Origin of the sequence: Nitrosospira multiformis, from assembly GCF_900110185.1 — a bacterium.
Taxonomy (GTDB): domain Bacteria; phylum Pseudomonadota; class Gammaproteobacteria; order Burkholderiales; family Nitrosomonadaceae; genus Nitrosospira; species Nitrosospira multiformis_A.
The window spans coordinates 375,611-401,143 of sequence record NZ_FOCT01000002.1 but is presented as its reverse complement, the minus strand read 5'-3'; the positions used below and the strand labels follow the sequence as shown (position 1 = coordinate 401,143).

Genomic DNA, 25,533 nt, shown 5'->3' with positions numbered 1-25,533 from the left:
TGAGCTGGCTTCGTAACAGGAAATACTATTTTCGATGCAGGCGTTCGGTCTTCGCTTCCATCATTTTGGCCTGGCCAGCAGACGGCCGGAGCAGACGCTTAAATTCCTCAAGGGGCTGGGCCACAAGGTCGCTATGCAGGTCTATGACCCACTGCAAAACGTGAATCTCTGGCTGTGTCCTCATTCTTCCATGCCTACTGTGGAGCTGGTCGCGCCAGCGGAGGGGCAGGGTCCCCTGGATGCAATCCTCACCCAATCGAGCGAAAGCATTTACCATCTCTGTTACGAAACCGAAAATCTCGAAGCCAGCCTTGAAGCCTTGAAGGCAGGCGGATTCCGCGTAATCTGCGTATCACCCCCAAAGCCTGCGATCCTCTTCGATGACAGACGGGTCAGCTTCTATATGATCAAGGATTTTGGCATAATCGAATTGTTGGAATCCCGTTGACGATATCGCCGGAGAAAAGTGTTTGCAGCCGTTTCCTCATTCCCCGCGGATATTCCCCCGACTCTGTCGGATCTTATCAGTGCCTCCGATACCATGTATGCCGCGATGTCCTCTACGGCTCCCGCATATCGCTTCGGTTTCTTACGCAACGTAACGCTGGAAGGGATTGAGCCTTATCTGCGCTACCACATGTTGAGGATGGGGCTGCGGCCTGAACTGATCTTCGGAGGTTATGGATCCATACGTCAGGATCTGATATTGCCCGATTCACCGCTGGTCAAGCATTGTCCAGACCTTCTAGTAACGGCGTTTATGCTTGAGGAGTTGGATCCGCATTACGGCCTCCCCGGGTGGAACGCATCACATTCCCGGGAGGAGTTGAGTGCTATTTTTGACGCCTTGGCGGCCAGCGACGCTCCCACCATCAGCCTCAATACGTTCATCGTTCCTTTTCGCTCGGAGACTGGCACACTAATCGCGGCTCCGGACGTTGCGAGCGAGGTAATCAGGCTTAATGATTTTGTCCGGGCCTTTGTCCGTGAGCACAGCCCACGTTTCTGTATAATGGACTGGGACCGGCTTGCTCACCGTATCGGCGAGGCCGAGGCCATGGACTATCGATATTGGTATATTTCCAAGGCCCCGTTCAAACGATCCTTTCTCGATGCCCTGGCGCGGGAGTTAACGAAGGTTGTACTTGCCCTCAAGGGGCATAGCAAGAAATGCCTGGTCCTGGATTGTGATAATACGCTTTGGGGCGGCGTTGTCGGGGAGGATGGCATTGAAGGTATCCATTTGGATGGTCATGATTATCCGGGGCGGGCGTATTACGATTTTCAGAAGACCGTCCTGCAATTGGCTGAACGCGGCGTATTAATAACGCTCTGTTCGAAGAACAATGAACAGGATGTGCTCGATGTCCTTGACAAGCATCCCTGGAGCCTGCTCAAACGCAACCACCTGTCCGGCTTCCGGATCAACTGGGACGACAAGGCTGCTAACCTGATCGAGTTGGCAAAGGAGCTGAATCTCGGTCTTGATGCTTTTGTATTCGTGGATGACAATCGGCGAGAGCTGGAATTAATACGGCAGGTACTCCCTCAAGTGACTACCTTGCAAGTGCCGGATAAGCTCTATGAATACCCGGCATTGCTACAGCGTGATGGCTTGTTCGATACGTTGATAACCAGCCAAGAGGATAAACTGCGAACCAGTCTCTATCAGACCGAAGCGCAGCGCAAAGCCGAACGAAATCAGCATCCGGATTTGGAGAGCTACCTTTTATCGTTGCAATTGGTGGTGAATATTCAAGTTGCAACCGACCGGGAGGCAATGCGGGTTGTACAGCTGACCCAGAAAACGAATCAGTTCAATTTAACGACCCGGCGCTATTCCGACCACGATATTGCGAGGTTTCGCTCATCCAAAGATGCCTGTGTCTATACCTTATCCGCCAGCGACCGTTTTGGCTCTCTTGGATTGGTAGGCGTATTTATAGTCCAACGCCGGCAAGAGACCGCCGTGGTCGATTCCCTTTTGATGAGTTGCAGAGCGCTCGGCCGCCGTCTTGAGGTAGCCTTTGTCCTGGAGTGCATGCGGCGTATTGTAGCGGATTGGGGAATCCTCACTTGGGAAGCAGAATACCTGTCCACAGCCAAGAACAGTCAAGTGGCGGATTTCTGGAGTACCCTTGGTTTTGCTCTACTGGAACAAGCGGAAGGACGTCGGCTCTATCGTTTGCAGGCCGCCATGCCAGAGATCGATCCACCGAGCTTTATCCATATTGAAAGAGAGTAGGCATTGCTATGTCTGACATAGAGAATCGCACCCGTGACGTTATGGCGAAAGTCCTGCAAATCGTACCACAAGATATCTCTCCGGACATTTCACGTAAGAATCTTCCCGCGTGGGACTCACTCAAGCACATGAACCTGATACTGGCCCTGGAGGAGGAATTCGATATCGAGTTCAGTGACAAGGAAATAGCCGATCTAAACAGCCTGCACCTTTTAGTGGACGCTTTGCGAACCAAGCATTCATGAATGGTGGTCAGTCTGATAGGCCTTTAGTCATCTTCGGCGTGGGAGAACTGGCCCAGTTGGCCTACTATTACTTTACCCATGATAGCTCCCGCCGCGTTGCTGCCTTTACCGTAGACCGCACCCATTTCCGGGAAAATCAATGCATGGGGCTACCGGTGCTTGCCTTTGATGAGGTAGATACGCGCTATGCGCCCGAGGAATACGATATGTTTGTGGCCTTAGGCTATACCCGATTGAATCAGGTTAGAGCTGAAAAGTGTCTGGAGGCCAAATCCCGTGGCTACCGCCTGGCGACATATGTCAGCAGTCGAAGCGTGACTTGGCCCGACCTGACCATCGGTGAGAACTGTTTCATCATGGAGGGAAACGTAATTCAGCCCTTCGTGCGAATAGGCAACAATGTCATCATCTGGTGCGGCAGCCTTGTCAGCCATCACGTCGAAATTGACGACAATTGCTTCATCGCTGCTCACGCAGTCATCTCGGGTCATGTAAAGATAGGTGCTCACAGCTTCATCGGTATAAACGCAACGCTCCGCGACAAGATAACTCTGGGGGAGCGCACTCTGCTCGGTGCCGGTGCTCTGGTCACCGCCAGTACTGACGAGAATACCGCCTACCTCGCTGCATCCAGCCAGGAAGCCGGCGTTCCAAGCTATCGACTGCAATCATTGCTCTAACAGAGCCATATCGTGCAAGTCAGGCCCAACAAAGTTGCCATCCTGCAATCCAACTATATACCCTGGAGGGGCTACTTCGATCTCATCCACGACGTCGATCTTTTCATCTTCTATGACGACGTGCAATACACGCATTCGGACTGGCGCAACCGGAACAAATTGCTGACGAAGGATGGGCCGCGATGGCTGTCGATACCTGCTGGCCATAATCTGAAGAGTCTGATCTGCGAAGTGGAAATTCCGGATCAGCGCTGGAAACAGCAGCACAGAAGCATAATCGAACAGAACTACCGAAGCGCCCCTTTCATCAAGGAATCACGACCGCTGCTGGATTTCCTGTATGAGAATTCGGTAACAAATCTTTCCGATTATAACCAGCGCGCAATCAGGCATCTGTCCGATATCCTCGGCATTCAAACCCAATTTACTGATAGCAGGCTTCTTGGAATCAATGGCAGGAAAACTGAGCGGTTAATAGGCATCCTCGAGAAAGTCGGGGCAACGACATACATTAGCGGTCCTTCGGCGCGGGATTATATCGATGAATCTCTGTTTGATGAGGCCGGTATCAAGCTGGAGTATAAGGAATACCCTGCTTATCCCACTTATCTGCAATGTTTTTCACCATTTGCGCCATTTGTTACTATCCTGGATCTGATTCTGAACGTGGGATCCGACTCGCCTCGTTATATCTGGGAATGGCGCAAGCAAATATAAAGAGCGGCCGTAATTGACCCAGGATAAGTGATACGATTAAAAAGTTGCGTCAGCGTGATCTCTGGTTCTGTTCCATCCGGTGATCCACTTTCCATAAGCTGCTGCGCCTGAGGTGAAGATGAAGGAACGATTCGATATAGCAGGACATGTTTATATCCTGTTAACCCTGCTGTTCACCGTGTATGGTCAACTGGTGCTCAAATGGCAGATGGGGCGGAGCGGCAGCATGCCGGAAGGAGGAGTCGATAAGGTTCTGTTTCTGCTTCAGCAGTTTCTCAACCCATGGATCATCTCGGGTTTGTTTGCGGCTTTTCTTGCCTCGCTTGCCTGGATGGCAGCCATGACACGTTTCGAGCTCAACTACGCTTATCCTTTCATGAGCCTGGCGTTTGTCATCGTCATGCTCTTCTCTGTGCTTTTCCTCAACGAATCGCTCACTCTCCAAAATGTCCTGGGCACGGTTATGGTTGTCAGCGGGTTGATTGTCATAGCTCGAGCCTAAGAGCGCCTTACCCAGACACGCCTATTTCAGCCATGATTCCTTTTAATAAGCCCTATATGACTGGAAAGGAGCTATGGTATGTCAGCCAGGCTCATGCGAACGGACACCTGGCCGGCGATGGGGTTTTCACGAAGAAGTGCAACTCGTGGCTGGAACACCGTATCGGGTGTAAAAAAGCGTTGCTGACGCATTCCTGCACGGCTGCGCTGGAGATGGCGGCCATTCTTGCGCAGATCGGACCCGGCGATGAAGTCATCATGCCTTCCTATACTTTCGTCTCCACCGCCAACGCGTTCGCATTGAGAGGAGGCGTGCCTGTATTCGTGGACATCCGGCCTGACACATTCAATATCGACGAAGCCCTGATCGAGGCCGCCATCACCCCGAAAACCAAAGCGATCGTTGCTGTCCACTACGCAGGAGTGGGATGCGAGATGGATGCCATCATGTCCATCGCCGAACGGTATGGTTTGTTTGTGATCGAGGACGCCGCCCAAGGCATTATGTCAACCTACAAGGGCAGACCGCTGGGCAGTATCGGCCATCTGGCAGCGCTGAGTTTCCACGAGACCAAGAACATTATTTCCGGGGAAGGGGGAGCCCTGCTGGTGAACGACGTACGCTTTGCGGAGCAAGCGGAAATAATCAGGGAAAAAGGTACTAATCGCAGTCAGTTTTTTCGTGGGCAGGTGGATAAGTATACCTGGGTGGATTTCGGCTCATCCTATCTTCCCAGTGAACTCATTGCTGCCTTTCTCTGGGCTCAAATAGAAGAGGCGGATGCACTCACGCAACGCCGCCTCGATATCTGGGACGTCTACCACGCTAATTTCGAGCTTTTGGAAAAACAGGGGAAGATCCGGCGCCCGATCATTCCTTCTGATTGCGTGCACAACGCGCATATGTACTATCTCCTGTTGCCCGACCTGGACAAGCGTACCGCCTTTATCAATGCGCTCCGGCAGAAGGGAATAGGAACAGTTTTTCATTACGTTCCTCTTGACAGCTCTCCCATGGGGGAGAAGTGGGGTCGCAAATCAGGCGCGTTAACGTGGACACAAGAGCTGAGTGACCGGCTGGTGAGGCTGCCGCTGTGGCTCGGACTGGAGGAATACCAGAACGAAGTTATTCAGCATGTCGCGGCCGAGTTATGAAAAAAGTCACGTTTCGGTTTCCATATTCCTTTGCATAAGTCATTTGGCACGACTTCCTATATGTTCCTGACTGGAGTTTCACGTAAATCTTCCGTTAAGCCTACTGGACCTGACCGCAAAAAAAATTGATGCGAATTCTGCATATCCTTGATCACTCCATTCCCCTGCACAGTGGCTACACTTTCCGAACTCTTTCGATTCTGAATGAACAACGGAACCTGGGGTGGGAAACCTTTCACCTGACCGGATCGAAGCAGGAAAATTGCAGTGTGCTGGAAGAGTTCGTGGAAGGATGGCATTTTTATCGTACCCCAGCCCCGCGAGGATTGAGGGCACGGCTGCCCGTCTTGAACCAACTGGGTGTCATGGAGGCGCTTACCCATCGCCTGGCTGAGGTGGTCAAGATTGTTGAACCGGATATCCTGCACGCGCATTCTCCAGTCCTGAACGCTTTGCCTGCCCTGCGCGTGGGGCGGAGATCGGGTATTCCTGTCGTCTACGAAGTCCGGGCATTCTGGGAAGATGCGGCTGTAGATCACGGCACTCACCGCGAATGGGGCGCGCGATATCGTCTCACCCGTGAACTGGAGAGTTACGCTTTAAGGCGTGCTGATGCAGTAACCACGATTTGCGAGGGGTTGCGCGGCGACATCCTCAAGCGGGGTATTCCCTCAGAAAAGGTAACCGTCATTCCCAATGCGGTGAATCTCGAAAATTTCAGGATGAGCGAGCGCGGGGATTTGCAACTTGCAAACGCCCTCGGGGTGGAGGGCAAGGTGTTACTCGGCTTCATTGGCTCGTTTTACGCCTATGAAGGGTTGACCGTACTGCTCAGCGCACTGCCCGGGATGTTGGCAGCAAATCCCGATATCCGCATTCTTCTGGTCGGAGGAGGGCCGCAGGAAGACGAATTAAAGTCTCTCACAGCCCGGATGGGCCTGCAAGGCAAGGTTGTTTTCACAGGCCGCGTTCCCCATGATCAGGTTCGATGCTATTACAACCTGATCGATATTCTCGTGTATCCGAGATTGCCCATGCGCCTTACCGACCTCGTCACGCCACTCAAGCCGCTGGAGGCCATGGCGCAAGGAAGGCTCGTTGCTGCTTCAGATGTGGGCGGGCATCTCGAACTCATCCAGGATGGAAAAACCGGTGTGCTTTTCAAGGCTGGCGATTCTGATGCTCTGGCAGCCCGGATATTGAATCTGATATCTCGCACCGATACTTGGGATGCCCTTCGGGCCGCGGCCCGCGACTTTGTCGAAACCCGGCGTAATTGGGCTGGCAGCGTGGCCGGCTATAAGGAGATCTATTGCACTCTCCTCTCAAGGAAAGCATCGTCATGAAAGCTGGCTTGCGCATTGGATTGGTTGGGCCTTTGCCTCCTCCTTCAGGGGGAATGGCTAACCAGACGTTGCAGTTGGCAGGGCTTCTGCGAGAAGAGCATGTTGAGGTGGAACTGATCCAGGTCAATCGCCCCTACTGGCCTGGCTGGATTGGAAGATTCAAGGGGATCAGGGCAGGATTCCGCTTGCTGCCCTATATCAGCCAACTGTGGTTTTCAGCAGGCAGGGTTCAATTATTTCACGTGATGGCCAATTCCGGCTGGTCCTGGCACTTGTTTGCTGCCCCCGCTATCTGGATTGCCCGGCTCAGGGGTAAGCCGGTGATTATCAATTACCGGGGAGGCGAGGCGGACTCCTTTTTTGATAAAGCCTTTTCGTGGGTAAAGCCGAGCTTATCAAGAGTCAGTGCAATTATCGTCCCTTCCGGGTTCCTGGAAGGGGTTTTTGGCAAACGCGGCTTTTCAGTCAGCATCGTTCCCAATATCATCGACCTGAGCCGCTTCGGAGCAGGGATGCGATCCGATGCCTCTACCGCGGCAGCCGGATCTGACTTTCCTCATATCATCGTCACCCGCAATCTGGAGCCGATTTACGACAATGAGACCGCACTGCGGGCCTTTCACATCGTAAGGCGCTCCTTTCCCGCCGCGAAGCTCAGTCTGGCCGGATCCGGACCGGAACGGCAGATGCTGGAGCAACTTGCCTTCGCATTGGGCATAGCGGATGCCGTGACATTCACCGGGCGCGTGGACAACGAGGGCATGGCTGCAATCTATCGCAGCGCGAGTGTGATGCTCAATCCGAGTCTCGCCGATAATATGCCCATATCGATACTTGAAGCTTTGGCAAGCGGCGTCCCCGTGGTGAGTACGAACGTGGGGGGGATTCCCTATCTCGTTGAGCATGAAAAGAACGCCTTACTCGTACCTGCCCGCGACCCCCAGGCGATGGCCAATGCAGTTCTGCGGCTGCTCAATGATGCGACCAGGACCAGGCGTTTGATCGAGGCCGGTATGGAATGCGTGCAGCGCTACACCTGGCCGAACGTGCGCGTCTCCCTGTTCCGTGTCTATGAGCAGGTTCTTGCCGCACCAGACAGATCCTGTTGAGTGACGCTGAAAGCTTTGATAAATGAAAAACAGAGACTGGTATACATCACTCGTATCGGGTCTTCTCTTTCCGCTGCAAGAGCGTCTCAAGGACCATTCCACAGTATCAGTACGCAAGGCGGTGGAGGTGTCTCAATGGTGGAACCGGGAGCGCCTGGAGGACTTGCAGCTGTTGAAGTTGCGCCATCTGCTGGCTGAAGCAGAAGCGCACGTACCTTATTATCGCGGGATATTTGCGGAGGTTGGCTTCAAGGCAACCGCGGTGTCTAGCCTTGCCGATCTGGCGCGCTTGCCACTTCTCGATAAACCTGCGATCCGCGCCAATACAGAGGCATTGAAGTCCGAAAAAGCCAGAAGCCTGCTCTTTCAATACTGGAGGGTCGAGCGCGGGGAACCGCTCACCTTTTATATCGGCAAGGAGCGCGTCAGCCATGATGTGGCGGCAAAGTGGCGTGTTACGCGCTGGTGGAACGTCGACATCGGCGATCCTGAGGTGGTCTGGGGCTTCCCTATCGAACTCGGCGCCTAGGATCGTCTTCGCATATTGCGTGATCGCCTGCTCAGAACAAGGCTGTTTCCGGCGTTCGAAATGTCGGAGCAAAAGCTTGACCACTTCCTTGGCGAACTGCGGGCCGCGCCTTCCAGGATGTTTTTCGGCTACCCTTCGGCCTTGTCCCATATTGCCCGTCATGCGCAGGCAAGAGGGCAGCGAATGGACGATCTGGGTATCAAGGTGGCATTCGTTACTTCCGAGCGGCTCTACGATGAACAGCGACAACAGATCAGCAAAACCTTCGGATGTCCTGTTGCCAATGGCTATGGGGGGCGCGATGCAGGTTTCATTGCCCATGAATGCGCGGAGGGCGGCATGCACATAACGGCAGAGGATATCATCGTGGAGATCGTGGATCGACAGGGGGTTCCGCTACCTTGTGGCGAAGCAGGAGAAATCGTGGTCACTCATCTTTCTACCGGAGAATTTCCGTTCATTCGCTATCGTACCGGCGATATAGGGATACTGGATGATGGGCTCTGTCGCTGCGGGCGGGGACTTCCTGTGTTGAAGGAAATACAGGGCCACAGCCCCGATTTTGTCGTCGCGCGGGATGGAACCGTCATGCACGGCCTCGCCCTGATCTACATCCTGCGGGACTTGCCGGAAATACGCAGCTTCAAGATCGTACAGGAGAGCCTGGCTACTACTCGAGTTTGCGTTGTTACAGAAAGCGGATTAACTCGGGAGATGGCCGCAAAGATCGAACGGGAATTCAAGGCGCGGCTTGGAAAGGAAGTAGATATCCAGATCAAGGAAATAGCGGAAATTCCATTGGAAAATTCCGGGAAATTTCGTTATGTTGTAAGTAACGTGCCATAGTCTGACACGGAGATGAGTTTGTTCGGGATCTAAAATCAATCTTTTCAAAATGAAGTGATTAAATGAAAGCGGAAAAAACCCCTTCCTCCTCAAAAACATATTATGACGAGCCGCGTGACGAGATGGTGCGTTTCGTTCCCACTTCAGTCAAGCGGTTGCTCGATGTTGGATGCGGGCAGGGGGCTTTTGGGGTAAGTTTGCTCCAAACCCATAGTCAATTGCAAATTTGGGGTATCGAGCCATTTGCAGACGCGGCCGAGGTCGCCCGGCAAAGATTAGCGAAAGTAATCAATACAACTATTGAAAACGCCTTGGAGAGTTTGCCCGAGCAATATTTCGATTGTGTCGTTTTCAATGACTCACTGGAGCATCTAGTTGATCCATGGGAGGTGCTAAGTAAACTAAGGCCAAAATTAACCCAAGGGGCGAAAGTAGTGGCATCGATCCCCAATGTTCGGTATTTCTGGGTGATAAAACAATTGCTGCAGGAAGGTGATTTTCAGTATGGGCCCTGGGGGGTGCTCGATAAGACGCATTTGCGGTTCTTCACCCAGAAAAGCATGCAAAGGCTGTTTATAGAGAGCGGCTACTCAATTGATCAGATTGAAGGGATTAGGCCCATCACTTTTCCTTGGAAGTTCGGATTACTGAACCTTTTGTGCCGCAAGTCTTTAGAAGATGCAAGGTACGAACGCTTTACTGTATTAGCGAGTCCTGTAGACGCATGATTCTTCTGAGTGCTAACCTATCGCCTGAAAAAATCCCGCAAACTCTTAAAAAAAGAGGCGGAAACTTTGGGCTCTCGATCCCAGGTGTCATGACTGGCGTCCTTGACAGGATGCCATAAAAGATTCGGCTCAAAACCGGGGGCTTCCATGGGTGGCCGAAAGACGAATGTGCCAGGGGTCAATGATTTGTCGAGCCGATTGTTGCGATAGTACCGATTCTCCCTTCCGTCTGGCACAAACTCGCCCTCTCCGCCAATATCCTCTATTTGCAATCCCCGGTATGCGAGCACCGTGGGCATCACGCCCTCTGAATGCCCGGCCCAGGAATTCTGGCGATATTCTTCTGCCAGTATTTCCAGAGCTGCTCTTGATAATCGCAAGATGGGATTGAACGAGCGCAGCCACTCCTGCCGAGGCAGCACTATCCCATCCGGCAGTTCCAGCGATTTCCAGAGCGGCCATTCGGGAATCTGATCGTGGCGAGCAATGCTGGTGCTGAGCATATCGGCGGGATGGTCCGCAAAATCAGCAAAGAAACGTCGCCAGTGGCCGGAGTAAACCACGTCGTATTCCAGATACCAGTAGTTGTCATAGCCCGGCAAGCGGTGAAAGGCACTCAGCAGCATGCCATCCTCATTGCCCGGGATTTTGCCGGGAAAGTAATGGCAGGCCTTTTTGTACTGGTGCCAATCGTGACTACCATGCCCGAGGGCGGGTGCTACCCGTGCAGCCTGCGCCTGACTGATCCTGGTTTCGTCGTAATAAAAGAAAACGTCATGATGCCGCGGCACTTCTTCGCGCAGTTTTTTCAGCCGGGCAAGAACCGTTTCCCCCATGAGGTGGCTGCTGAAAAGAACCGTGGTACGTTTCATAAGGAAAGTTCTCCTGGATTTCCCTTCAACCCTGCTGTACCAGCAAATGTTCCTTCAACGGATTACTGGCATCAAGTTCATCGTCAGACGTATAAAGGCGCATATGAGACTGCGAGGGCAGCAGAAACTCATGCTCCTTGATCGTCGCTCTCCAGCCGTGAGCCCCGGTCTCGATGGGATCGTAGGATTTTTTCACGTATTTCTGGATGGCGTGATCCAGGCTTAGCACAATATAGTGCTTGAGCTTGAAATCGACGGGATAGGGCTTGATGCCGGGAAACTGGATCACGTGCCCGCCACTGTCCCGGAGATTTACTGATGGGGGTAGCCGGTGGTTGCGCACCAGTTCGCGTAGGAAAGCCTTCGCGCCGGGCCAGCGCCGATTCTGTTTTTTCCATGCATTCAACCGGTGAGGGTAGCGTTGCGCGAAGGGGTAATACCAGTGCATCGTTTTCTGGAACTCGGCATTATCGTGATCGTTCGACTCCCTTACGGGCAGAAAGGTGTATTCCATGAAGTTGACTGCGTTGTAGCCTTTTTTGTCCACCTCTGCGATAGCCTCAGCGAGGGTCTGCGTAGAGTTGGGGGCAACCCTGATTTCGTCAGGATCGGCATGCATCAGCCAGTCCGCCTCAATCTCATCAGCAAGCTCTTCCTTGCGCATCAGAATTTTTTGCCACTGGTACATCCCGTTCCTGGGGATGCGTTCGATTGCGATCAGGTTGCGGCCGAGGTACTGCTGGGCAATTTCCACGGTATTGTCCGTGGAATCGTTATCCAATAAATAGACCTCTATGCCCTGCCGAAGGTAATGATCGAGGCATGCGCCTATAAATCTCTGTTCGTTGTAGCTTGCTAGTATGACGACGATTTTCATAAATCAGGAAGGCGGATAATGGGATTTACCACTCGCGCCACTCTTTTTAAAAAAACTGGTCGGATAAACGAGAAAAGACTAGTTTACCGCTTTTGGTATTACCTCTTCTGAGAAGGTGACAGAGATAATGCAGCTAATCTACGTTATTGAAGGGTTGAGCCAATTATAGTATTGGCTCAAACTCAATTTCTATTGGAAGGGAACATGGCGTTAAGGAAGCATATGGTAGCGTATGCCTCTTCGATCGCTAATGAGCCACGAAATAAGTATCTAGTATTCTCAAGGCTATTTGAAGAGAGCTAGAGCGTCAAACCTCAATTCTTTGGGCCAAGCCTACCGATCAGTTAAAATATTGATACTCTTAGCCGTTATATTAGCTGAACCCTACCTGGTTACCTTACCTGAATGACTAGACCGTTTGCGTGTTTCGCATGCATACACACATTTACACTTCCGATCCTCCACCCACGCCTACCCTGGACAAGAGAGTCTACTAGCCCAACTCCTTTATAAATCAGGAAACGAAGAGATTTAAATGCAACGCGAAGAGCGAACAGCCTCAGAACAGCGAGTGGCAAGGGTAATTGCCTTTTATCTACCCCAATTTCACCCCGTCCCGGAAAATGATGTATGGTGGGGCAAGGGATTTACCGAGTGGACGAACGTCGCAAAGGCCAAGCCACTTTTCCCGGGGCACTATCAGCCCCACATTCCTGCGGATTTGGGTTTTTATGATTTGCGCGTGCCGGAGACACGGATTGCACAAGCAAATATGGCAAGGGAATATGGAATAGAAGCGTTCTGCTATTACCACTACTGGTTTGCCGGCCGACGGATTTTAGAGCGCCCATTTAACGAGGTGTTAGCGTCCGGGCAGCCGGATTTTCCGTTTTGCTTGTGTTGGGCAAATCAGACTTGGACGGGCGTATGGCATGGTGCTCCTAATAGGGTTCTAGTAGAGCAAACATATCCTGGTATGGAAGACCATAAATCCCACTTTTATGCCTTGTTGCCTGCCTTTACGGATAAGCGATATGTTACCTTGGAAGGAAAGGCGATATTCCTGATATACAACCCGAGAGAGATTCCAGATTTGGAACGCGTAATTGAATACTGGCGGGAACTGGCACTAAAGGAAGGATTGCAAGGATTGCATTTAATCGGGATCGATAAAGACCCGAGTTGGCCTCAGCAGCACGGCTTGGATGCGTCGATCTGGCGATATCTTCCGCGTGTTGATATTACCTGGCAAAGTTGGCGCGAGCCCATTCAGAAACTCAAACTCTACTATAGAAAAAAAAGGGGACGCCCAGTAGTACACTCTTATCGGGACGTCCTACTAGACTTTCTCAAGGATGCGCGTCCCGAAATAAAAAACTACCCGTGTCTTTTGCCGAGTTGGGATAACACTCCTAGAAGTGGGAAAAATGGACTAGTACTAAAAGATTCCACCCCGGAACTGTTTGGGATCCAGGCGCAAGGGGCATTGGAGATGACCGAGGGTATCGATTTTGAGGAGCGGCTGATTTTCGTCAAGGCGTGGAATGAATGGGCAGAGGGTAATTATCTGGAGCCAGATTTGAAATTTGGAAAGGGTTACCTCGAAGTTATCAAAGAGGTATTTTGTAGATAGATATAAACTTTCCAAGTTCTTTCTTCGATAGAGACTCCTATTTTATTCCGTCTCGCCGCTTTCCATTACCCCGATGAACCGCTACTAGCCCTGGGCCTGCGCAATGCCTTTACGTACGTCAGAGCCTTGATCATTTCCGCAAACAGGGAAGACTTGAGTAACCATATCCCGGCCGTCCAGGCAAGCACGGTAGCAGCGATCACGGCACTCAAATACGGAAGAAAAACGAGCTGGACATCATCCAGTGTGAGCGCTGCAACGAGGGGAGAAATGACCGACACACAGGTTAGCAGGGCGTTCCTGATGTAGATGCGGGCAAATGCCTGGAAGCTTATTTCAAAAATGCGCTGCCCTACGAGCTGATAGGTGCATAGCTGTATGAAGTTAACCGCCATTATTGCTCCCGCCACCCAGATCAGTCCGTTCGGCGCCGACAGGAAAACGGCCGCGACCGTCAGGACTTGAAGGATGACGATGATGCGGAAAGAAAGGCGGATATGACCCGCGGAAATCAGCATCTGGTCCATCAGCACATTAGTATACACCAGGACCGCACCGAGGCAGAGAACGCGTAAGACAGGCGCCGATTCCAGCCATTGATCTCCGAACAGTAGCCGTATTACAGGTTCCGAGAGTACGGCGAGCGTGGCAAAGAAGGGCCAGGCGACAGCGGTTACGCATTCGACCAGAAAAAGGTACTGATCCTTGTCGAGCGCCCCATCGCGAAGCTGCCTGGAGAAGTGCGGGAGTATGACCCCCCAGAGTGCTTCCAGAAAAGCCTTGTTGAAAATGCTGATTGTACCAAGTCCCCTGCTATACAAACCCACAGCACTCATGTCCAGCAGTTTTCCCAGTATCCAGTCCGGAGACGTCTGGCCGGCGTGGGTGATCAACTGACGACTACCCGCATAACGGCAAAAAGCGAAAACGTGAGGAATCTCGCGTATACCGGGCAGAAGCAGCATCTCCTTGGAACGGAATACAAACGTTAAGAGCACGCTCGTTGCGGTTCCCGCGATCGCGCTCCAGACAAGGCTACGGTAAGCCTCCCCGGCAAGGGCGGAGAGTATGCCTACCAGTGAGGAGGTAATAGCGCTTGCCACCTGGATTACCATGAGGTGCTGGAATCGCATCTCCCGCCGAATGTGCGCGAAAGTAATGGCACCGATGGGTACCAGCAGGAAATTGATGCACAACAGGCCGATAACTTCCCGCACCCCCTCGCTATTGTAAAAATTGCCAATAGGGGTTCGAGCAAAAAACAGGATAAGCGCAATGCTCCAACCGAACAGCATGTTGAGTGTAAATGCAGCCCGAATGCGATCGGGTGTCAACTCCTTTTCTTGCACAATGTATTCATTGATACCGAACTCGCGCAGTAAATGGCCAAGGCCCACAAATACTGCTGCTACGGTGTAGACGCCGATGTCCGCAGGCGTGAGCAGGCGGGCCAGGGTGACGGTCGTGATGAAGTAAATGATGACCGTCAGGTATTTGTTGAGATATGAGTAAGCGAGTGCTACCCTAAAGCTAGTCACAGTTGTATGGTTTTATTTGTTGTATTGTCGTTTCCACATGTTTGCCTCTGCGTCCGTTGGTACTGTTCCCTTTGCGCCGTTTCATGGTGCTCAAGTAACGAATGACCGGAATAATAGCTCAGCATAATACCGGACTTGCTGGCTAAAAAGGAGCGAATACTGCCGCTTATCCTGCTTATAATATCGATACCAATCTAATAAGATTTGCCTCAGTCTGCCACCAATTCCCAGATTCTTCATAGGCTACTCCCGGGCCTTTTTCCTGATCCTAATAATCAGCATGACAATGAATCCGACGGTTTCGGTCGTTATACCCACTTATAACTGCGAGGCATACATAGCCGAGACAATCGATAGTATCCTTAACCAGACCTTCAAGAATGTGGAGGTCATCGTAGTTGACGACGGCTCCACTGATCGCACGCGGGAAATCGTCACTTCATATGGTGCTCCTGTCCGGCTCCTGTCGCAGTCCAATTCGGGGGTTTGCGCAGCGCGCAATTATGGAATCCGGGAGGCAGCGGGAAGCTATATCTGCCTCATGGATCATGACGACTACTGGTTTCCCGAGAAGCTGGCGCTGCAGCTGGAGCAAATGTTTTCGCATCCGGACGTAGGTCTCATCTACAGTACGTTTGTCTGGTGGCATCCCGACGAAGAGGGCGTATTTCCCGATCCGGAGAGCTTCAATATAGAAAAAATGCCTGGGGGGATAGACGAGGAATTTTCCGGATGGATATATCATCTGCTTCTACTCGATTGCTGGATTCTGACCAGCGCTGCATTGATACGCGCCGAGGTATTCGATAAATGCGGCGCTTACGATGAATCTCTTCCCTATAGCGAAGACTGGGACCTCTGGCTGCGCATTTCGCGGGAATATCCGGTTATCAAGCTGAATAAAGGACTCACTTTATACCGCCAGCATCCTAAACAAGGAAATCGTCTTGCCAGAGAGATCGACTATCGGACCGTGCTGCTGCGAGCTGCCGCTGCAAGATGGGGGTTATGCAGTCGCGATGGTCGATGCATTTCAAGACGGCAGTTCATGCAAAACATCGCTCGCTACCAGATGGAATTTGGACTGAAACATCTTGTATCCAACAACTTGAGGCTCGCCATGCACTCGTTATGGAGGGCCTGGCTGAAACATCCTGCCAATCTGAAAACCCTTGCCTATATCCCCGCAGGGCTCCTAGGCTGGCGGCCGAAGTGGTGAGGATCAGTACTTGCGTAATACTTTTTCGATCAGCCAGAAAGGTTTGGCCAGCAACCAGCTCAACGATCGGTAAATGCGGAAAAATTTGATCCGATAGTCGGCATGCTCCTGGTTGAGATAACGGATCTGCTCAATCAACTCCGGATTCCATTTTTTCTGATAAGAGGCAAAATCCGCCGCGACTCTGTCAATCCGCTCATCCAGATTCTCGCTATAGGAGCCTCCGCTTTCAGCAGCTTTTTCACTGAGGGCGCTGTACAGCTCATAAGCCATTAATTCAAGCCCCTGGTATCGTTTTGCTTCGGCGGCGGTTTTGTCGAATTTGTGATGACGGAGATCAGGAGAAACAAATCCCTCAATTTTCTCGTTTGCTTCGTTTATAGGTATGGGGAAGGTAATGCCAGCCTCCCGTTCTATTGTTTGCAGTACCCGGCCCGGATCAGTCACTACTTGGTCGAAGTCGATGAAAATCCGGGATTGTCCCCTTGAATACGACTCAGCGGACAACGTGTGGCTCAGCCACAAGACCAGCGCCTTTTCCCGTGAGAACCGATCGCGTTTTTGCAAGGATGCGATGACCTCGAACGGGTTCCGGTTCATGGAAATAAAAATTGGCCTGATCTGCCGCGCTTCGAGTATGGGCATCCACAATGGCAGCAGTCGGCACATCCGGGGATCCTTCAATGCCCACACAGAGGTCTCCGAAAAATCCCGTTTCACGAGGCTTTGGAGGCGGGCGACATACGGCTGAACCGCCTCGTCTTCCCACCACTTGTCCTTCAAAGGCAACAAGTCATCCCATTGCGAACGCAGGTGCAGAAGCAGTTCGTCATGCGTATCGACGATATCCTCGTGCTCCCAGAAGCCTTTCTCGTTTACGCCTTTTTGAGGAGCGTACAGACTGCGCCCCATCCTCACCCCAACCTGACCCAGGAGTCCCGTTAACAATGATGTGCCGCTACGGTGCATTCCGAGGATGATCAACGCAGCATTATCTTTCACTCGATCTCCCTTGTTTTCATCCCTGTTCCTGTGAGGGTCCGGATATATTTGCGGCATGAAACGTTCGTTATAGAAACTATTTGAAACAGCCAATCCTTGCCTGCTGAACGACCAATGGGTGGTAAATCCAGATTTTATGGGATTTTATGCCACGTGTCGTTCTTCTTCGAAAGTCGGCCAGGACAAGGAAGCGAGCAAGTAATGAAAGGGTTGAAAGCAATCGATAATTCGAAGTTGTAGACCTAACGGCTTGCTGCCATAATTACTTGAACACACTTGTGTTCGCTTCATTTTTTGTGCGGTTTCTGTCGTAATCAGCTCAGAATGCGACCGGCAAGCTCTAAAGACTTCCATCAACAAAGGTTTCCTCTAATCCTGGATCTTGACAAACTGATCACTGGGAAGTTACCGACTACGCTCCTGTTCTTCTGTATCTTGTACTTCGGTCCAGATATAAATCCGAATCGCTGCCGATATAATTCGGTTTATCCAAAAATCGGAATCTGAGATCGGAATATGAATACCAATACTGTATGGCATAACGCCACCATTACTCGGGCGCACCGGGAGAGGTTGAACGTGCACCGATCAGCGGTCCTTTGGTTTACAGGGCTTTCCGGTTCTGGCAAATCGACGTTGGCTCATGCGGTGGAGGAAAAGCTTTACCAGTTGGGCTGCCGCACGTTCGTACTTGACGGGGATAATGTGCGTCAAGGTTTATGCTCCGATCTGGGATTTTCCGTGGAAGATCGTTCCGAGAATATTCGCCGCATAAGTGAGGCAGCGAGGCTTCTGGTCGAGTCGGGCGTGATAGCAATGACCGCTTTTATTTCACCTTTTCGAGCTGACCGGCAAAAGGCACGCAGTATTTTTCCTCATGGGGATTTCATCGAGATTTTTTGCGAGGCCAGTCTCGCAGTATGTGAGCAGCGCGATGTGAAAGGACTTTATAAACGGGCTCGGGCGGGCGAGGTCAAGGAATTCACGGGGATATCGTCGCCCTATGAGACTCCTGTCAGTCCTGAGCTGATAGTCAGAACGGGCGAGTTGGGGCTTGAGGATTGTGTCGCGAAAGTAATTAGATATCTAGAGCAGCGTAACGTTTTCAGGGAAGGACTGAGCAGTACTGATGAAACCAGGCCGGGAATCGGACCAAGGATCATTAGCGATCACTAGCCGTTCTGTTGATTAGTCGATCAACTAGCGCTGATAAATAGAACCCGCCAATCGGGCATATCATGGGTTCAATAAAGACGATGCTTCAAAATCTTGATCTGTAAACATGAGAGACATTCTTGTTACCCTTATTGTCTTTGGCTTCCTGCCGCTAATCTTTACAAGGCCATATATAGGCGCTTTGATGTGGGTCTGGATCAGTGTAATGAATCCCCATACTCAAGGGTGGGGGTTTGCTACTAGCTTTCCGTTCGCGGCTATTATTGCAGCGGTCACGTTAATAACTCTTCTATTTACCAAAGAGCCGAAAAATTTGCCCCGAACCTCGATCACTTGGGTTTTCATAGCCTTCGTTCTCTGGATGAATGTGACCTCGATCTTTGCTATTTATCCAGATGAAATATACACCCAGTGGAACAAGGTGATGAAGATCATGCTGATGACTTTTGTGATCTTCATGCTCATCAAGACAAAAAAACATATCGAGCTTCTCATCTGGATAATAGTTATCTCGCTGGGATATTACGGAGTCAAGGGAGGCGTTTTTACGCTGAAAGGGGGAGGGGTTGATATGGTGTGGGGACCTCAAAGTACCTTCATTGGAGGAAACAATGAAATCGCTCTCGCACTCATCATGACTATTCCCCTGATGCACTATCTTCAAATCACCGTGCAGAAACCCTGGGCTCGGCACGCGTTTACAGTTGCCATGCTTCTATGTGCGGTTGCAGCGCTCGGCTCCTATTCACGGGGCGCTCTGCTGGCCATTGTGGCAATGGGAATATTCCTATGGCTCAAGAGTCGCCAAAAGCTTGGCCTCGCGTTGTTGGGAGCTATGGCTATCCCTCCTTTACTGGCATTCATGCCTGAGCAGTGGTCTCAAAGAATGGACAGCATCAATACCTATGAAGAGGACGGGTCGGTTCAGGGCCGTTTCAATGCCTGGTGGATGGCCTACAATCTTGCCAAGGCTCGGCCGCTCACCGGGGGTGGTTTCGAGATTATTACCCCTGAAATGTTCTACGCTTACGCCCCCAATCCTGAAGATGTGCACGCTGCTCACAGCATTTATTTTCAGGCGCTCGGTGAGCATGGTTTTGTCGGGCTGGGGCTTTACTTGCTGCTCGCATGGCTCACTTGGCGAACCGGTTCATGGATTATACGCAACACGAGAAAGCTCGAAGAGTACAGATGGGCTTCCAATCTGGCAACGATGATTCAGGTATCTCTTATCGGCTTTGCTACCGGAGGAGCTTTCCTTAGCCTTCTTTATTTTGACGTTCCCTACTATCTCATGGGGGCAATGGTTGCAATGCGTGTTCTGGTGGAAAAAGAACTCAAGCAAAAAGCCTCGGCGGCAGTCACTGCAAAAGCCCCCGGCTCTCCCCCACAGTTTGGGCAACTGAATCCCTCTCAATCGCAGCCGGTTGCGGGGGATTCAGGCTAGGATATGAGAGAAGAGTCGAAGAGTCATTGCCCTACAAACTCTCTGCTCGCCCTCCGGTTTTTTCTCCCATGAGGATCCCTAAATATAACCCTGTGTGTAACCTTGTGAACGACTCGGTAGACCGTACGGCACTTTGGCCACTGCTGACGGGCCATGCAATGTTGCATCTGCTTTCCCCCGGGGGTCGGCGCGCTCGCCTGTCCATACTGATTTATCATCGGGTGTTGCCCTGTCAGGATCCACTTTTTCCGGAGGAGTGCTACGCGCAGTCCTTTGATCAGGAGATGGAGCAGCTGGCGGCCTGTTTCAGGGTCATATCTCTCGGGGAGGCGATTCGTGGTCTCCATAATGGAACGCTGCCTCCACGTGCTGCCTGTGTCACTTTCGATGACGGTTATGCCGATAATGCGGAAATCGCTTTGCCGATTCTGAAAAAACGTGGCATTCCTGCCACTTTTTTCGTGGCAACCGGTTTTCTTGACGGGGGCCGGATGTTCAATGATACCGTGATAGAATTGATACGTCGTGCGCCGGGAAGCACCGTGGATCTTGACAGCTTGGGCTTAGGAAGGTTTCCGATCGGAACTGTTCCCGAGCGTCGTCAAACTATTCACCAATTATTGGGCAAGCTCAAGTATCTGCCCTCTGAATCCCGGCAATGGACCGGGGAGGCGATGTCGGCGTTAATTCCAGTCATGCTGCCTGACAATCTCATGATGACCTCTGAGCAGGTTAGGATGATGCACAATGCAGGAATGGAAATAGGTGGACATACCGCCAGTCATCCCATCCTGGCACAAATGGAGAACAGCGCAGCTTATGCTGACATCGCTACCGGCAAAGAGATGCTGGAGGGCATTATTCGCGCTCCAGTGCAGTTTTTTGCCTACCCGAATGGGAAGCCGGGAAGAGACTATCTGCCCGATCACGTCCGGATGGTAAAGAAGCTGGGGTTTGACGCGGCAGTCTCAACTGCTCATGGAGCAGCGGGAAAAGGCAGCGACCTCTATCAGCTACCTCGTTTTACTCCCTGGGATAGACGCCCGCTACGATTCGCCCTTCTGATGGCGCGAAATATGCTGAAAACTGGAGAAACAGTTTAACGCCTGATCATATAGGGGCTCCTGGTTTTTTCTTTACCCTCGAAGTTAATGATGGCTTCTGCGCAACAGAGGGAAAGCCTGAAATTCTCTCTTCTTTGAGAAGTTCATATAAGTCAAGTTTTCCACGACCATTTGCTCAATCTATGGAAAGACCCATTACAGGATTTGATACCGATAGTGAGGGAGATCCGATCGCAATTCTGACTTGCGGACACGCTCAGCATGTGCGGCATGATCCGCCGTTCATCAATCGGCCCTGGATCACTTCCGAGCAGGGGCGCGAAGGGATGATAGGAAAGACGCTTAACTGTGTCCGCTGCGATCAGTTCGAGTTGCCCGACTACTTTGTTCCATACAAGCGGACGTCCGTCTTCACTGAGGAAACGGTGCCGGCAGCGTTGAGAAAAGACCACTCGACCAAAACCGGCGTATGGGGGAAGATCATTGTGGAAGCGGGGAAGCTTCGCTATCGCGTCGGTATGCTGAATGTGGATACGGAACTGTCGGCAGAAACGGTTGGAGTAGTTGTGCCTGAAGTTCTCCATAATGTAGAACCTCAAGGCCCTGTCCGCTTTTTCGTTGAATTTTACCGGGCTCCGGATAAGGAGACCTAACGAGCATCTTTGGTACCTTCGTTGCATTCTTTGCTCAGGTATTCAGGGTAGAGCATCAGATATGACTCGGCTTCAGGGGCTGGGGGCAAAAAGATGGCGGCAATCGCAACGGCAGAGCTCGGCCTCAAACTCGAATCAATAATAGGAGTGTAGCCGTCGATGGGACGAAAAGTTGCATGAAACGAATTCTTCCAGTTCGAGAGACCCTTGGAAGTGAGCCCACAGTTCAGGGAATAGTCCGACTGTTCAGAGTTGATGATGGGGGTTTGATCGGAACCGGAATAGTCGATACTTCCGTAGAGCTCGTCTCGCAGGAACGAATTTTCATGCGCCCACCAGAATGATCCCGGGTGCTCTCCATCCAGAAATGAGACAATCCCAAGTCCGTTGCCGCTCCCTGCCCAGTTGACGGCGTTGACCAAGTGACCCAAAGCGCCGTCCCAGCAGGCAGGCGAGGTTAATGCCGGGACGCACCTGCCACCGTGGTCCTGGTCTTCTGCGGTGTTCAATATGTTTCCCGTATCCCCGCGAATCGCGTGAAAATCGGCATCCGAAGCAGTAATGAAGGTTCGATCTCCGCGTGCAGCTTCTATAGCAACCCGGTTATCCAGAATGCCTGTGTAATCAGGAACTGCCGCTTCCCCCATTGGAGGGCCAGTAAGAAAAGCCTCGCCACTTTCAATCACAAGGACATCAAAGCTGGCTAAATCCGGTGCAGGATCAGAAGATCCCCAGTAGCGCAGGTTCCACTCGATGCTATCAGCCTGTGGGAGCGTGTGAACGATTTCTGCCAGTTGCGAAATTTTCTGCCGGTATTCCGAGCGCTGATCGGCATACGTGTACCATAACACATTGATTGCTCCCGCATAGGAGTGGGAAGTGAAAGCAAATCCGGCAGCAAGCGCAAGCGTGAAAATCCGGAAATAAATATCTCTCATTCTGCCTCCCTTCCTTGTCTGACCATGGGAAACTCTCGTTTCATGTATTCTCGTAACGAGTGTGGGAGGAAATGTAAATACCAATTGATGATTCAACGGTGTTTCCACTTTTAACTGCATTCCACCTCTCGATGCTCGTATCCTGGTGAAGTCTTCACCATATTAAGTTTTTTGCAGAGTTTCCGTGAATGAAAAGAGGTCTTTCCATTGACTGTTGTGCGCAAGCAGATTAGAATCCGCGTGTTTTAAATAGGTCAAGCCGGATTTAATTATTCAGGAGACCTGGAAGAAGGAAACAAGCCGTGCTGGCCAAGGAATTGAATTAAAATCAGGTCTTCCACGAACACACGTTCAACGAGCTAAGGTCACTTTCAACATCTGTTTTTGTGACTGGCGCTTTCCGACGAAGCTCAGCAAATGCCCTGGATACGAAACAAGCCGGTACGCGTTGTCATGCGTTGGCAACTGATTGTCACACTGGCGATGGTGCTAACGCTGGGTTTGTTATGGGGATTCCACGGCGCAGCCTCAGCTTTTCTGGGCGGTGTGGTCAGCATTGTTTCTGCAGCGACGTTTTCTGCAATTGTCTCTAGGTCTCGCGGCTCCACTGCGGGCGGCATATTAATCACGGCCCTGAAAGCAGAAGCGGTAAAGATAGTCATCACAATTGCATTGCTCTGGCTCGTGATGACGCTCTACAAGGATGTTGTTGCGGTCGGCTTTATCGGGACCTTCATACTGACGGTTCTGATCTTCGGGCTGGCATTGTTCGTAACGGATGATGCAAAGGTTGCGCAAATAAAGCAATAAACAGTTGAGATAGGCAAATAAATGGCATCAGGCACAGAACTTACTCCAACTTCCTATATGTCGCATCACCTGACCAATCTGACGAGTTCGATCGGTGAGGGTGAATTCTGGACGCTACATGTGGATACGCTCATCATGGCGGCGCTGACCGGTATCGTCAGCCTCGGTTTTCTCTGGTGGGTGGTGCGCGGCGCGACTTCGGGCGTTCCCAGCAAGCGGCAGGCATTCGTGGAGCTTGCCATCGAATTCATCGATAATCAGGTCAAAAGCACTTTTCACGGAGATCGGCATGCATTTGTGGCGCCTGCTGCGCTCACCGTGTTTGTGTGGGTGCTCATGATGAACGCCATGGATTTCCTCCCGATCGATATCATGGCGAAGGTATACGAGCTGGTGGGGCTGCACAATTGGCGCAGCGTCCCGACTGCCGACGTGAATACGACGTTCGCGCTGGCGCTCTCCGTGTGGCTCCTGATGATCTTCTTCAACATGAAAGTCAAGGGCGTGGGCGGCTGGATACACGAACTGGTCTGCAGTCCTTTCGGCAAGAACCCTCTATTGTGGCCGGTCAATATCCTGTTCAATCTGGTTGAATACGTCTCCAAGCCGCTTTCGCATTCATTGCGGCTGTACGGGAACATTTATGCCGGAGAAATCATTTTTCTGCTGCTCGGCATGTGGGCTGCAACCGGCCTTGCCGGGACATTTTTTGGCACGCTGCTGAATGCAGGGTGGGCCATCTTCCATATTTTGATCGTCACATTGCAGGCATTTATCTTCATGATGCTGACGGTGGTTTATCTTTCCATGGCGCACGAGTCACACTGATTCTGCGCTGCTGTTCTTAACCAATTTCAATTACTACTAGAGAGGAAAACCAGATGGAGAATTTGCAATTCCTGGCCATGATTCAGGCATACACGGGCATTGGCATCGGCCTGATGATCGGCCTCGGCGCAGCCGGTGCCTGTATCGGTATCGGCATTATGTGCAGCAGCTTCCTGGAAGGCGCCGCACGTCAGCCGGAAATGATCCCGACGCTGCAAGGAAAAGTGTTCCTGCTGCTCGGTCTGATCGACGCGTCATTCATTATCGGCGTGGGTCTTGCGATGCTTTTCGCGTTCGGCAACCCGTTGCTGGCCGTAATCAAGTAATAGTGATTGCTCCCGGTATCATTCCCAGAGGCTAGCCATGAACATAAACTTCACGCTTATTTCCCAGGCAATGGCGTTTGCCATCTTCATCTGGTTCACGGTCAGGTTTGTGTGGCCTCCATTGATGCGCGCAATCGAGAATCGTCAGAAAACGATCGCTGAAGGTTTGGCTGCGGGCGAGCGTGGCAAGCGCGAACTCGAACTGGCAAGTCAACGCTCAGGCGACGTCGTCCGGGAGGCCAAGCAGCGAGCATCCGATATCATCGCGCAGGCGGAAAAGCGTGCCGCGGAGATCGTGGATGAAGCCAAGGTGGCCGCGAGAGAAGAGGGTGACCGCATTCTTGTGGGCGCCAAGGCAGAGGTGGAGCAGGAAGTGTTTCGCGCAAAGGAGGTTTTGCGCCAGCAGGTGGCGGACCTGGCCCTGGCGGGGGCCGCCAAGATCCTCCGGCGCGAGGTGGATGAAAAAGCGCACGCGGAACTGCTTACATCCCTCAAGGCGGAGCTCTAGCCGATGGCCGAAACGCGCACGATTGCCCGGCCTTATGCGGAGGCTGTCTTCAAATTGGCAAAAAGCCAGAACGATCTCGCACGCTGGTCGGACACACTGCAGTTGGCGGCCACTGTCGCGGCCGACGAAAATATCCGTTCACTGATCGGGAACCCCAGGATATCTTCCCGAAAACTGAGCGAGCTTTTCCTGGGTATTTGCGGGGACAGGCTCAATGAAGAAGGTCGCAATTTCATCTTGCTCCTAGCGGAAAATGGCAGGCTTGAAATTTTGCCTGAGGTGAGTGAGTTGTATGAGCAACTCAAGACCCGTTATGAAGGCGTGCTGGATGCCAAAGTTATTTCTGCTTTTGCCATGAATAATGCTCAATTGACGGACCTGGTGGCTGATCTCGAGGCTAGATTCAAACGCAAGATAGAGGCAAAAGTGAGTATCGATCCGGAATTGATAGGCGGCGTGATAGTCGAAATAGGCGATGAAGTGCTTGACGCCTCCGTGCGAGGTAAACTGGAAGCCATGGCTGTTGCACTTAAAAGCTAGG

At 51.8% G+C, this 25,533-nt stretch carries 28 protein-coding genes; 23 read left to right on the top strand and 5 right to left on the bottom strand.

What is annotated here, in order from left to right:
• The first annotated feature begins 34 nt into the window (after positions 1–34).
• From BMY01_RS04060 to BMY01_RS04010, 12 genes are all read left to right on the top strand, one after another.
• Positions 35–448 carry a VOC family protein gene (locus BMY01_RS04060; protein ID WP_074744502.1) on the top strand — a complete coding sequence of 138 codons (414 nt, stop codon included), beginning with the start codon at positions 35–37 and terminating at the stop codon, positions 446–448.
• An 18-nt stretch (positions 449–466) separates the two neighbouring features.
• A complete protein-coding gene (locus tag BMY01_RS04055; protein WP_074744500.1) occupies positions 467–2,245 on the top strand; it encodes an HAD-IIIC family phosphatase in 1,779 nt (592 codons plus the stop codon).
• Between the two features lie 8 nt (positions 2,246–2,253).
• On the top strand, positions 2,254–2,490 hold the full coding sequence (locus BMY01_RS04050) for an acyl carrier protein (RefSeq protein WP_074744498.1): 237 nt from the start codon (positions 2,254–2,256) through the stop codon (positions 2,488–2,490).
• Positions 2,487–3,170 (top strand): acetyltransferase, encoded by a 684-nt coding sequence (locus BMY01_RS04045; protein ID WP_074744496.1) that lies wholly within the window; start codon positions 2,487–2,489, stop codon positions 3,168–3,170. The genes BMY01_RS04050 and BMY01_RS04045 overlap by 4 nt, the downstream gene beginning before the upstream one ends.
• A 12-nt stretch (positions 3,171–3,182) precedes the next feature.
• Positions 3,183–3,887 carry a WbqC family protein gene (locus tag BMY01_RS04040; RefSeq protein ID WP_074744494.1) on the top strand — a complete coding sequence of 235 codons (705 nt, stop codon included), beginning with the start codon at positions 3,183–3,185 and terminating at the stop codon, positions 3,885–3,887.
• Between the two features lie 118 nt (positions 3,888–4,005).
• The gene (locus tag BMY01_RS04035) at positions 4,006–4,389 is read left to right on the top strand and encodes an EamA family transporter (RefSeq protein ID WP_074704859.1); all 384 of its coding nucleotides are present in this window, start codon (positions 4,006–4,008) and stop codon (positions 4,387–4,389) included.
• Positions 4,390–4,421: 32 nt separating this feature from the next.
• Positions 4,422–5,543: a dTDP-4-amino-4,6-dideoxygalactose transaminase gene (gene rffA / locus BMY01_RS04030; protein ID WP_074744492.1), complete on the top strand. Its 1,122-nt coding sequence runs from the start codon at positions 4,422–4,424 to the stop codon at positions 5,541–5,543.
• Positions 5,544–5,671: 128 nt separating this feature from the next.
• Complete coding sequence (locus tag BMY01_RS04025) at positions 5,672–6,889, top strand: TIGR04063 family PEP-CTERM/XrtA system glycosyltransferase (protein WP_074744490.1); 1,218 nt, start codon at positions 5,672–5,674, stop codon at positions 6,887–6,889.
• Positions 6,886–7,998: a glycosyltransferase family 4 protein gene (locus BMY01_RS04020; protein ID WP_074744488.1), complete on the top strand. Its 1,113-nt coding sequence runs from the start codon at positions 6,886–6,888 to the stop codon at positions 7,996–7,998. Before BMY01_RS04025 ends, BMY01_RS04020 begins: the two co-directional genes overlap by 4 nt.
• A 22-nt stretch (positions 7,999–8,020) precedes the next feature.
• Positions 8,021–8,527, top strand: coding sequence for a hypothetical protein (locus BMY01_RS18715; protein WP_368086227.1), 507 nt, complete (start codon positions 8,021–8,023; stop codon positions 8,525–8,527).
• Between the two features lie 60 nt (positions 8,528–8,587).
• The gene (locus BMY01_RS18710) at positions 8,588–9,373 is read left to right on the top strand and encodes a phenylacetate--CoA ligase family protein (protein ID WP_368086226.1); all 786 of its coding nucleotides are present in this window, start codon (positions 8,588–8,590) and stop codon (positions 9,371–9,373) included.
• 62 nt (positions 9,374–9,435) lie between these two features.
• A complete protein-coding gene (locus BMY01_RS04010) occupies positions 9,436–10,101 on the top strand; it encodes a class I SAM-dependent methyltransferase (protein WP_074744486.1) in 666 nt (221 codons plus the stop codon).
• A gap of 17 nt (positions 10,102–10,118) precedes the next feature.
• Here the strand turns inward: BMY01_RS04010 and BMY01_RS04005 are convergent, their stop codons facing one another.
• Positions 10,119–10,973, bottom strand: coding sequence for a hypothetical protein (locus tag BMY01_RS04005; protein WP_074744484.1), 855 nt, complete (start codon positions 10,971–10,973; stop codon positions 10,119–10,121).
• Between the two features lie 25 nt (positions 10,974–10,998).
• Positions 10,999–11,850, bottom strand: coding sequence for a glycosyltransferase family 2 protein (locus tag BMY01_RS04000; RefSeq protein ID WP_074744482.1), 852 nt, complete (start codon positions 11,848–11,850; stop codon positions 10,999–11,001).
• 535 nt (positions 11,851–12,385) lie between these two features.
• On the opposite strand from BMY01_RS04000, the gene BMY01_RS03995 reads away from it, so the two are divergent.
• Positions 12,386–13,483: a glycosyltransferase WbsX family protein gene (locus BMY01_RS03995; protein ID WP_074744480.1), complete on the top strand. Its 1,098-nt coding sequence runs from the start codon at positions 12,386–12,388 to the stop codon at positions 13,481–13,483.
• 65 nt (positions 13,484–13,548) lie between these two features.
• Here BMY01_RS03995 and BMY01_RS03990 read toward each other — a convergent pair whose 3' ends face one another.
• A complete protein-coding gene (locus BMY01_RS03990) occupies positions 13,549–15,021 on the bottom strand; it encodes an oligosaccharide flippase family protein (RefSeq protein WP_074744478.1) in 1,473 nt (490 codons plus the stop codon).
• 286 nt (positions 15,022–15,307) lie between these two features.
• Between BMY01_RS03990 and BMY01_RS03985 the strand changes: the two genes are divergently transcribed.
• Positions 15,308–16,240 (top strand): glycosyltransferase family 2 protein, encoded by a 933-nt coding sequence (locus BMY01_RS03985; protein ID WP_074744477.1) that lies wholly within the window; start codon positions 15,308–15,310, stop codon positions 16,238–16,240.
• 3 nt (positions 16,241–16,243) lie between these two features.
• Here BMY01_RS03985 and BMY01_RS03980 read toward each other — a convergent pair whose 3' ends face one another.
• A complete protein-coding gene (locus tag BMY01_RS03980) occupies positions 16,244–17,242 on the bottom strand; it encodes a sulfotransferase family protein (RefSeq protein WP_074744475.1) in 999 nt (332 codons plus the stop codon).
• Between the two features lie 516 nt (positions 17,243–17,758).
• Here BMY01_RS03980 and cysC point away from each other — a divergent pair.
• The 4 genes from cysC (at position 17,759) to BMY01_RS03960 (ending at position 21,582) form a co-directional block, all read left to right on the top strand.
• Complete coding sequence (cysC, locus tag BMY01_RS03975) at positions 17,759–18,418, top strand: adenylyl-sulfate kinase (protein ID WP_074744473.1); 660 nt, start codon at positions 17,759–17,761, stop codon at positions 18,416–18,418.
• A 106-nt stretch (positions 18,419–18,524) separates the two neighbouring features.
• The gene (locus BMY01_RS03970; RefSeq protein WP_074744471.1) at positions 18,525–19,865 is read left to right on the top strand and encodes a putative O-glycosylation ligase, exosortase A system-associated; all 1,341 of its coding nucleotides are present in this window, start codon (positions 18,525–18,527) and stop codon (positions 19,863–19,865) included.
• Positions 19,866–19,969: 104 nt separating this feature from the next.
• The gene (locus tag BMY01_RS03965) at positions 19,970–20,968 is read left to right on the top strand and encodes a polysaccharide deacetylase family protein (protein WP_254772590.1); all 999 of its coding nucleotides are present in this window, start codon (positions 19,970–19,972) and stop codon (positions 20,966–20,968) included.
• Between the two features lie 143 nt (positions 20,969–21,111).
• On the top strand, positions 21,112–21,582 hold the full coding sequence (locus BMY01_RS03960) for a DUF3565 domain-containing protein (protein ID WP_074744469.1): 471 nt from the start codon (positions 21,112–21,114) through the stop codon (positions 21,580–21,582).
• Here the strand turns inward: BMY01_RS03960 and BMY01_RS03955 are convergent.
• Positions 21,579–22,520 carry a PEP-CTERM domain protein gene (locus BMY01_RS03955; RefSeq protein ID WP_074744467.1) on the bottom strand — a complete coding sequence of 314 codons (942 nt, stop codon included), beginning with the start codon at positions 22,518–22,520 and terminating at the stop codon, positions 21,579–21,581. The genes BMY01_RS03960 and BMY01_RS03955 overlap by 4 nt on opposite strands.
• A gap of 417 nt (positions 22,521–22,937) precedes the next feature.
• Here BMY01_RS03955 and BMY01_RS03950 point away from each other — a divergent pair, with 417 nt between their 5' ends.
• From BMY01_RS03950 to BMY01_RS03930, 5 genes are read left to right on the top strand one after another with little or no spacing between them, the layout of a single operon-like run.
• Entirely contained in the window at positions 22,938–23,330 is a 393-nt protein-coding gene (locus BMY01_RS03950; RefSeq protein WP_074744466.1) for an ATP synthase subunit I, read from the top strand.
• A 21-nt stretch (positions 23,331–23,351) separates the two neighbouring features.
• The gene (gene atpB, locus BMY01_RS03945; protein ID WP_074744464.1) at positions 23,352–24,158 is read left to right on the top strand and encodes a F0F1 ATP synthase subunit A; all 807 of its coding nucleotides are present in this window, start codon (positions 23,352–23,354) and stop codon (positions 24,156–24,158) included.
• Between the two features lie 53 nt (positions 24,159–24,211).
• Positions 24,212–24,484 (top strand): F0F1 ATP synthase subunit C, encoded by a 273-nt coding sequence (atpE, locus tag BMY01_RS03940; RefSeq protein ID WP_011379667.1) that lies wholly within the window; start codon positions 24,212–24,214, stop codon positions 24,482–24,484.
• A 37-nt stretch (positions 24,485–24,521) separates the two neighbouring features.
• Positions 24,522–24,992 (top strand): F0F1 ATP synthase subunit B, encoded by a 471-nt coding sequence (locus BMY01_RS03935; RefSeq protein ID WP_074744462.1) that lies wholly within the window; start codon positions 24,522–24,524, stop codon positions 24,990–24,992.
• Between the two features lie 3 nt (positions 24,993–24,995).
• Positions 24,996–25,532 (top strand): F0F1 ATP synthase subunit delta, encoded by a 537-nt coding sequence (locus BMY01_RS03930; RefSeq protein WP_074744460.1) that lies wholly within the window; start codon positions 24,996–24,998, stop codon positions 25,530–25,532.
• The last annotated feature ends 1 nt before the right edge of the window (position 25,533 follow it).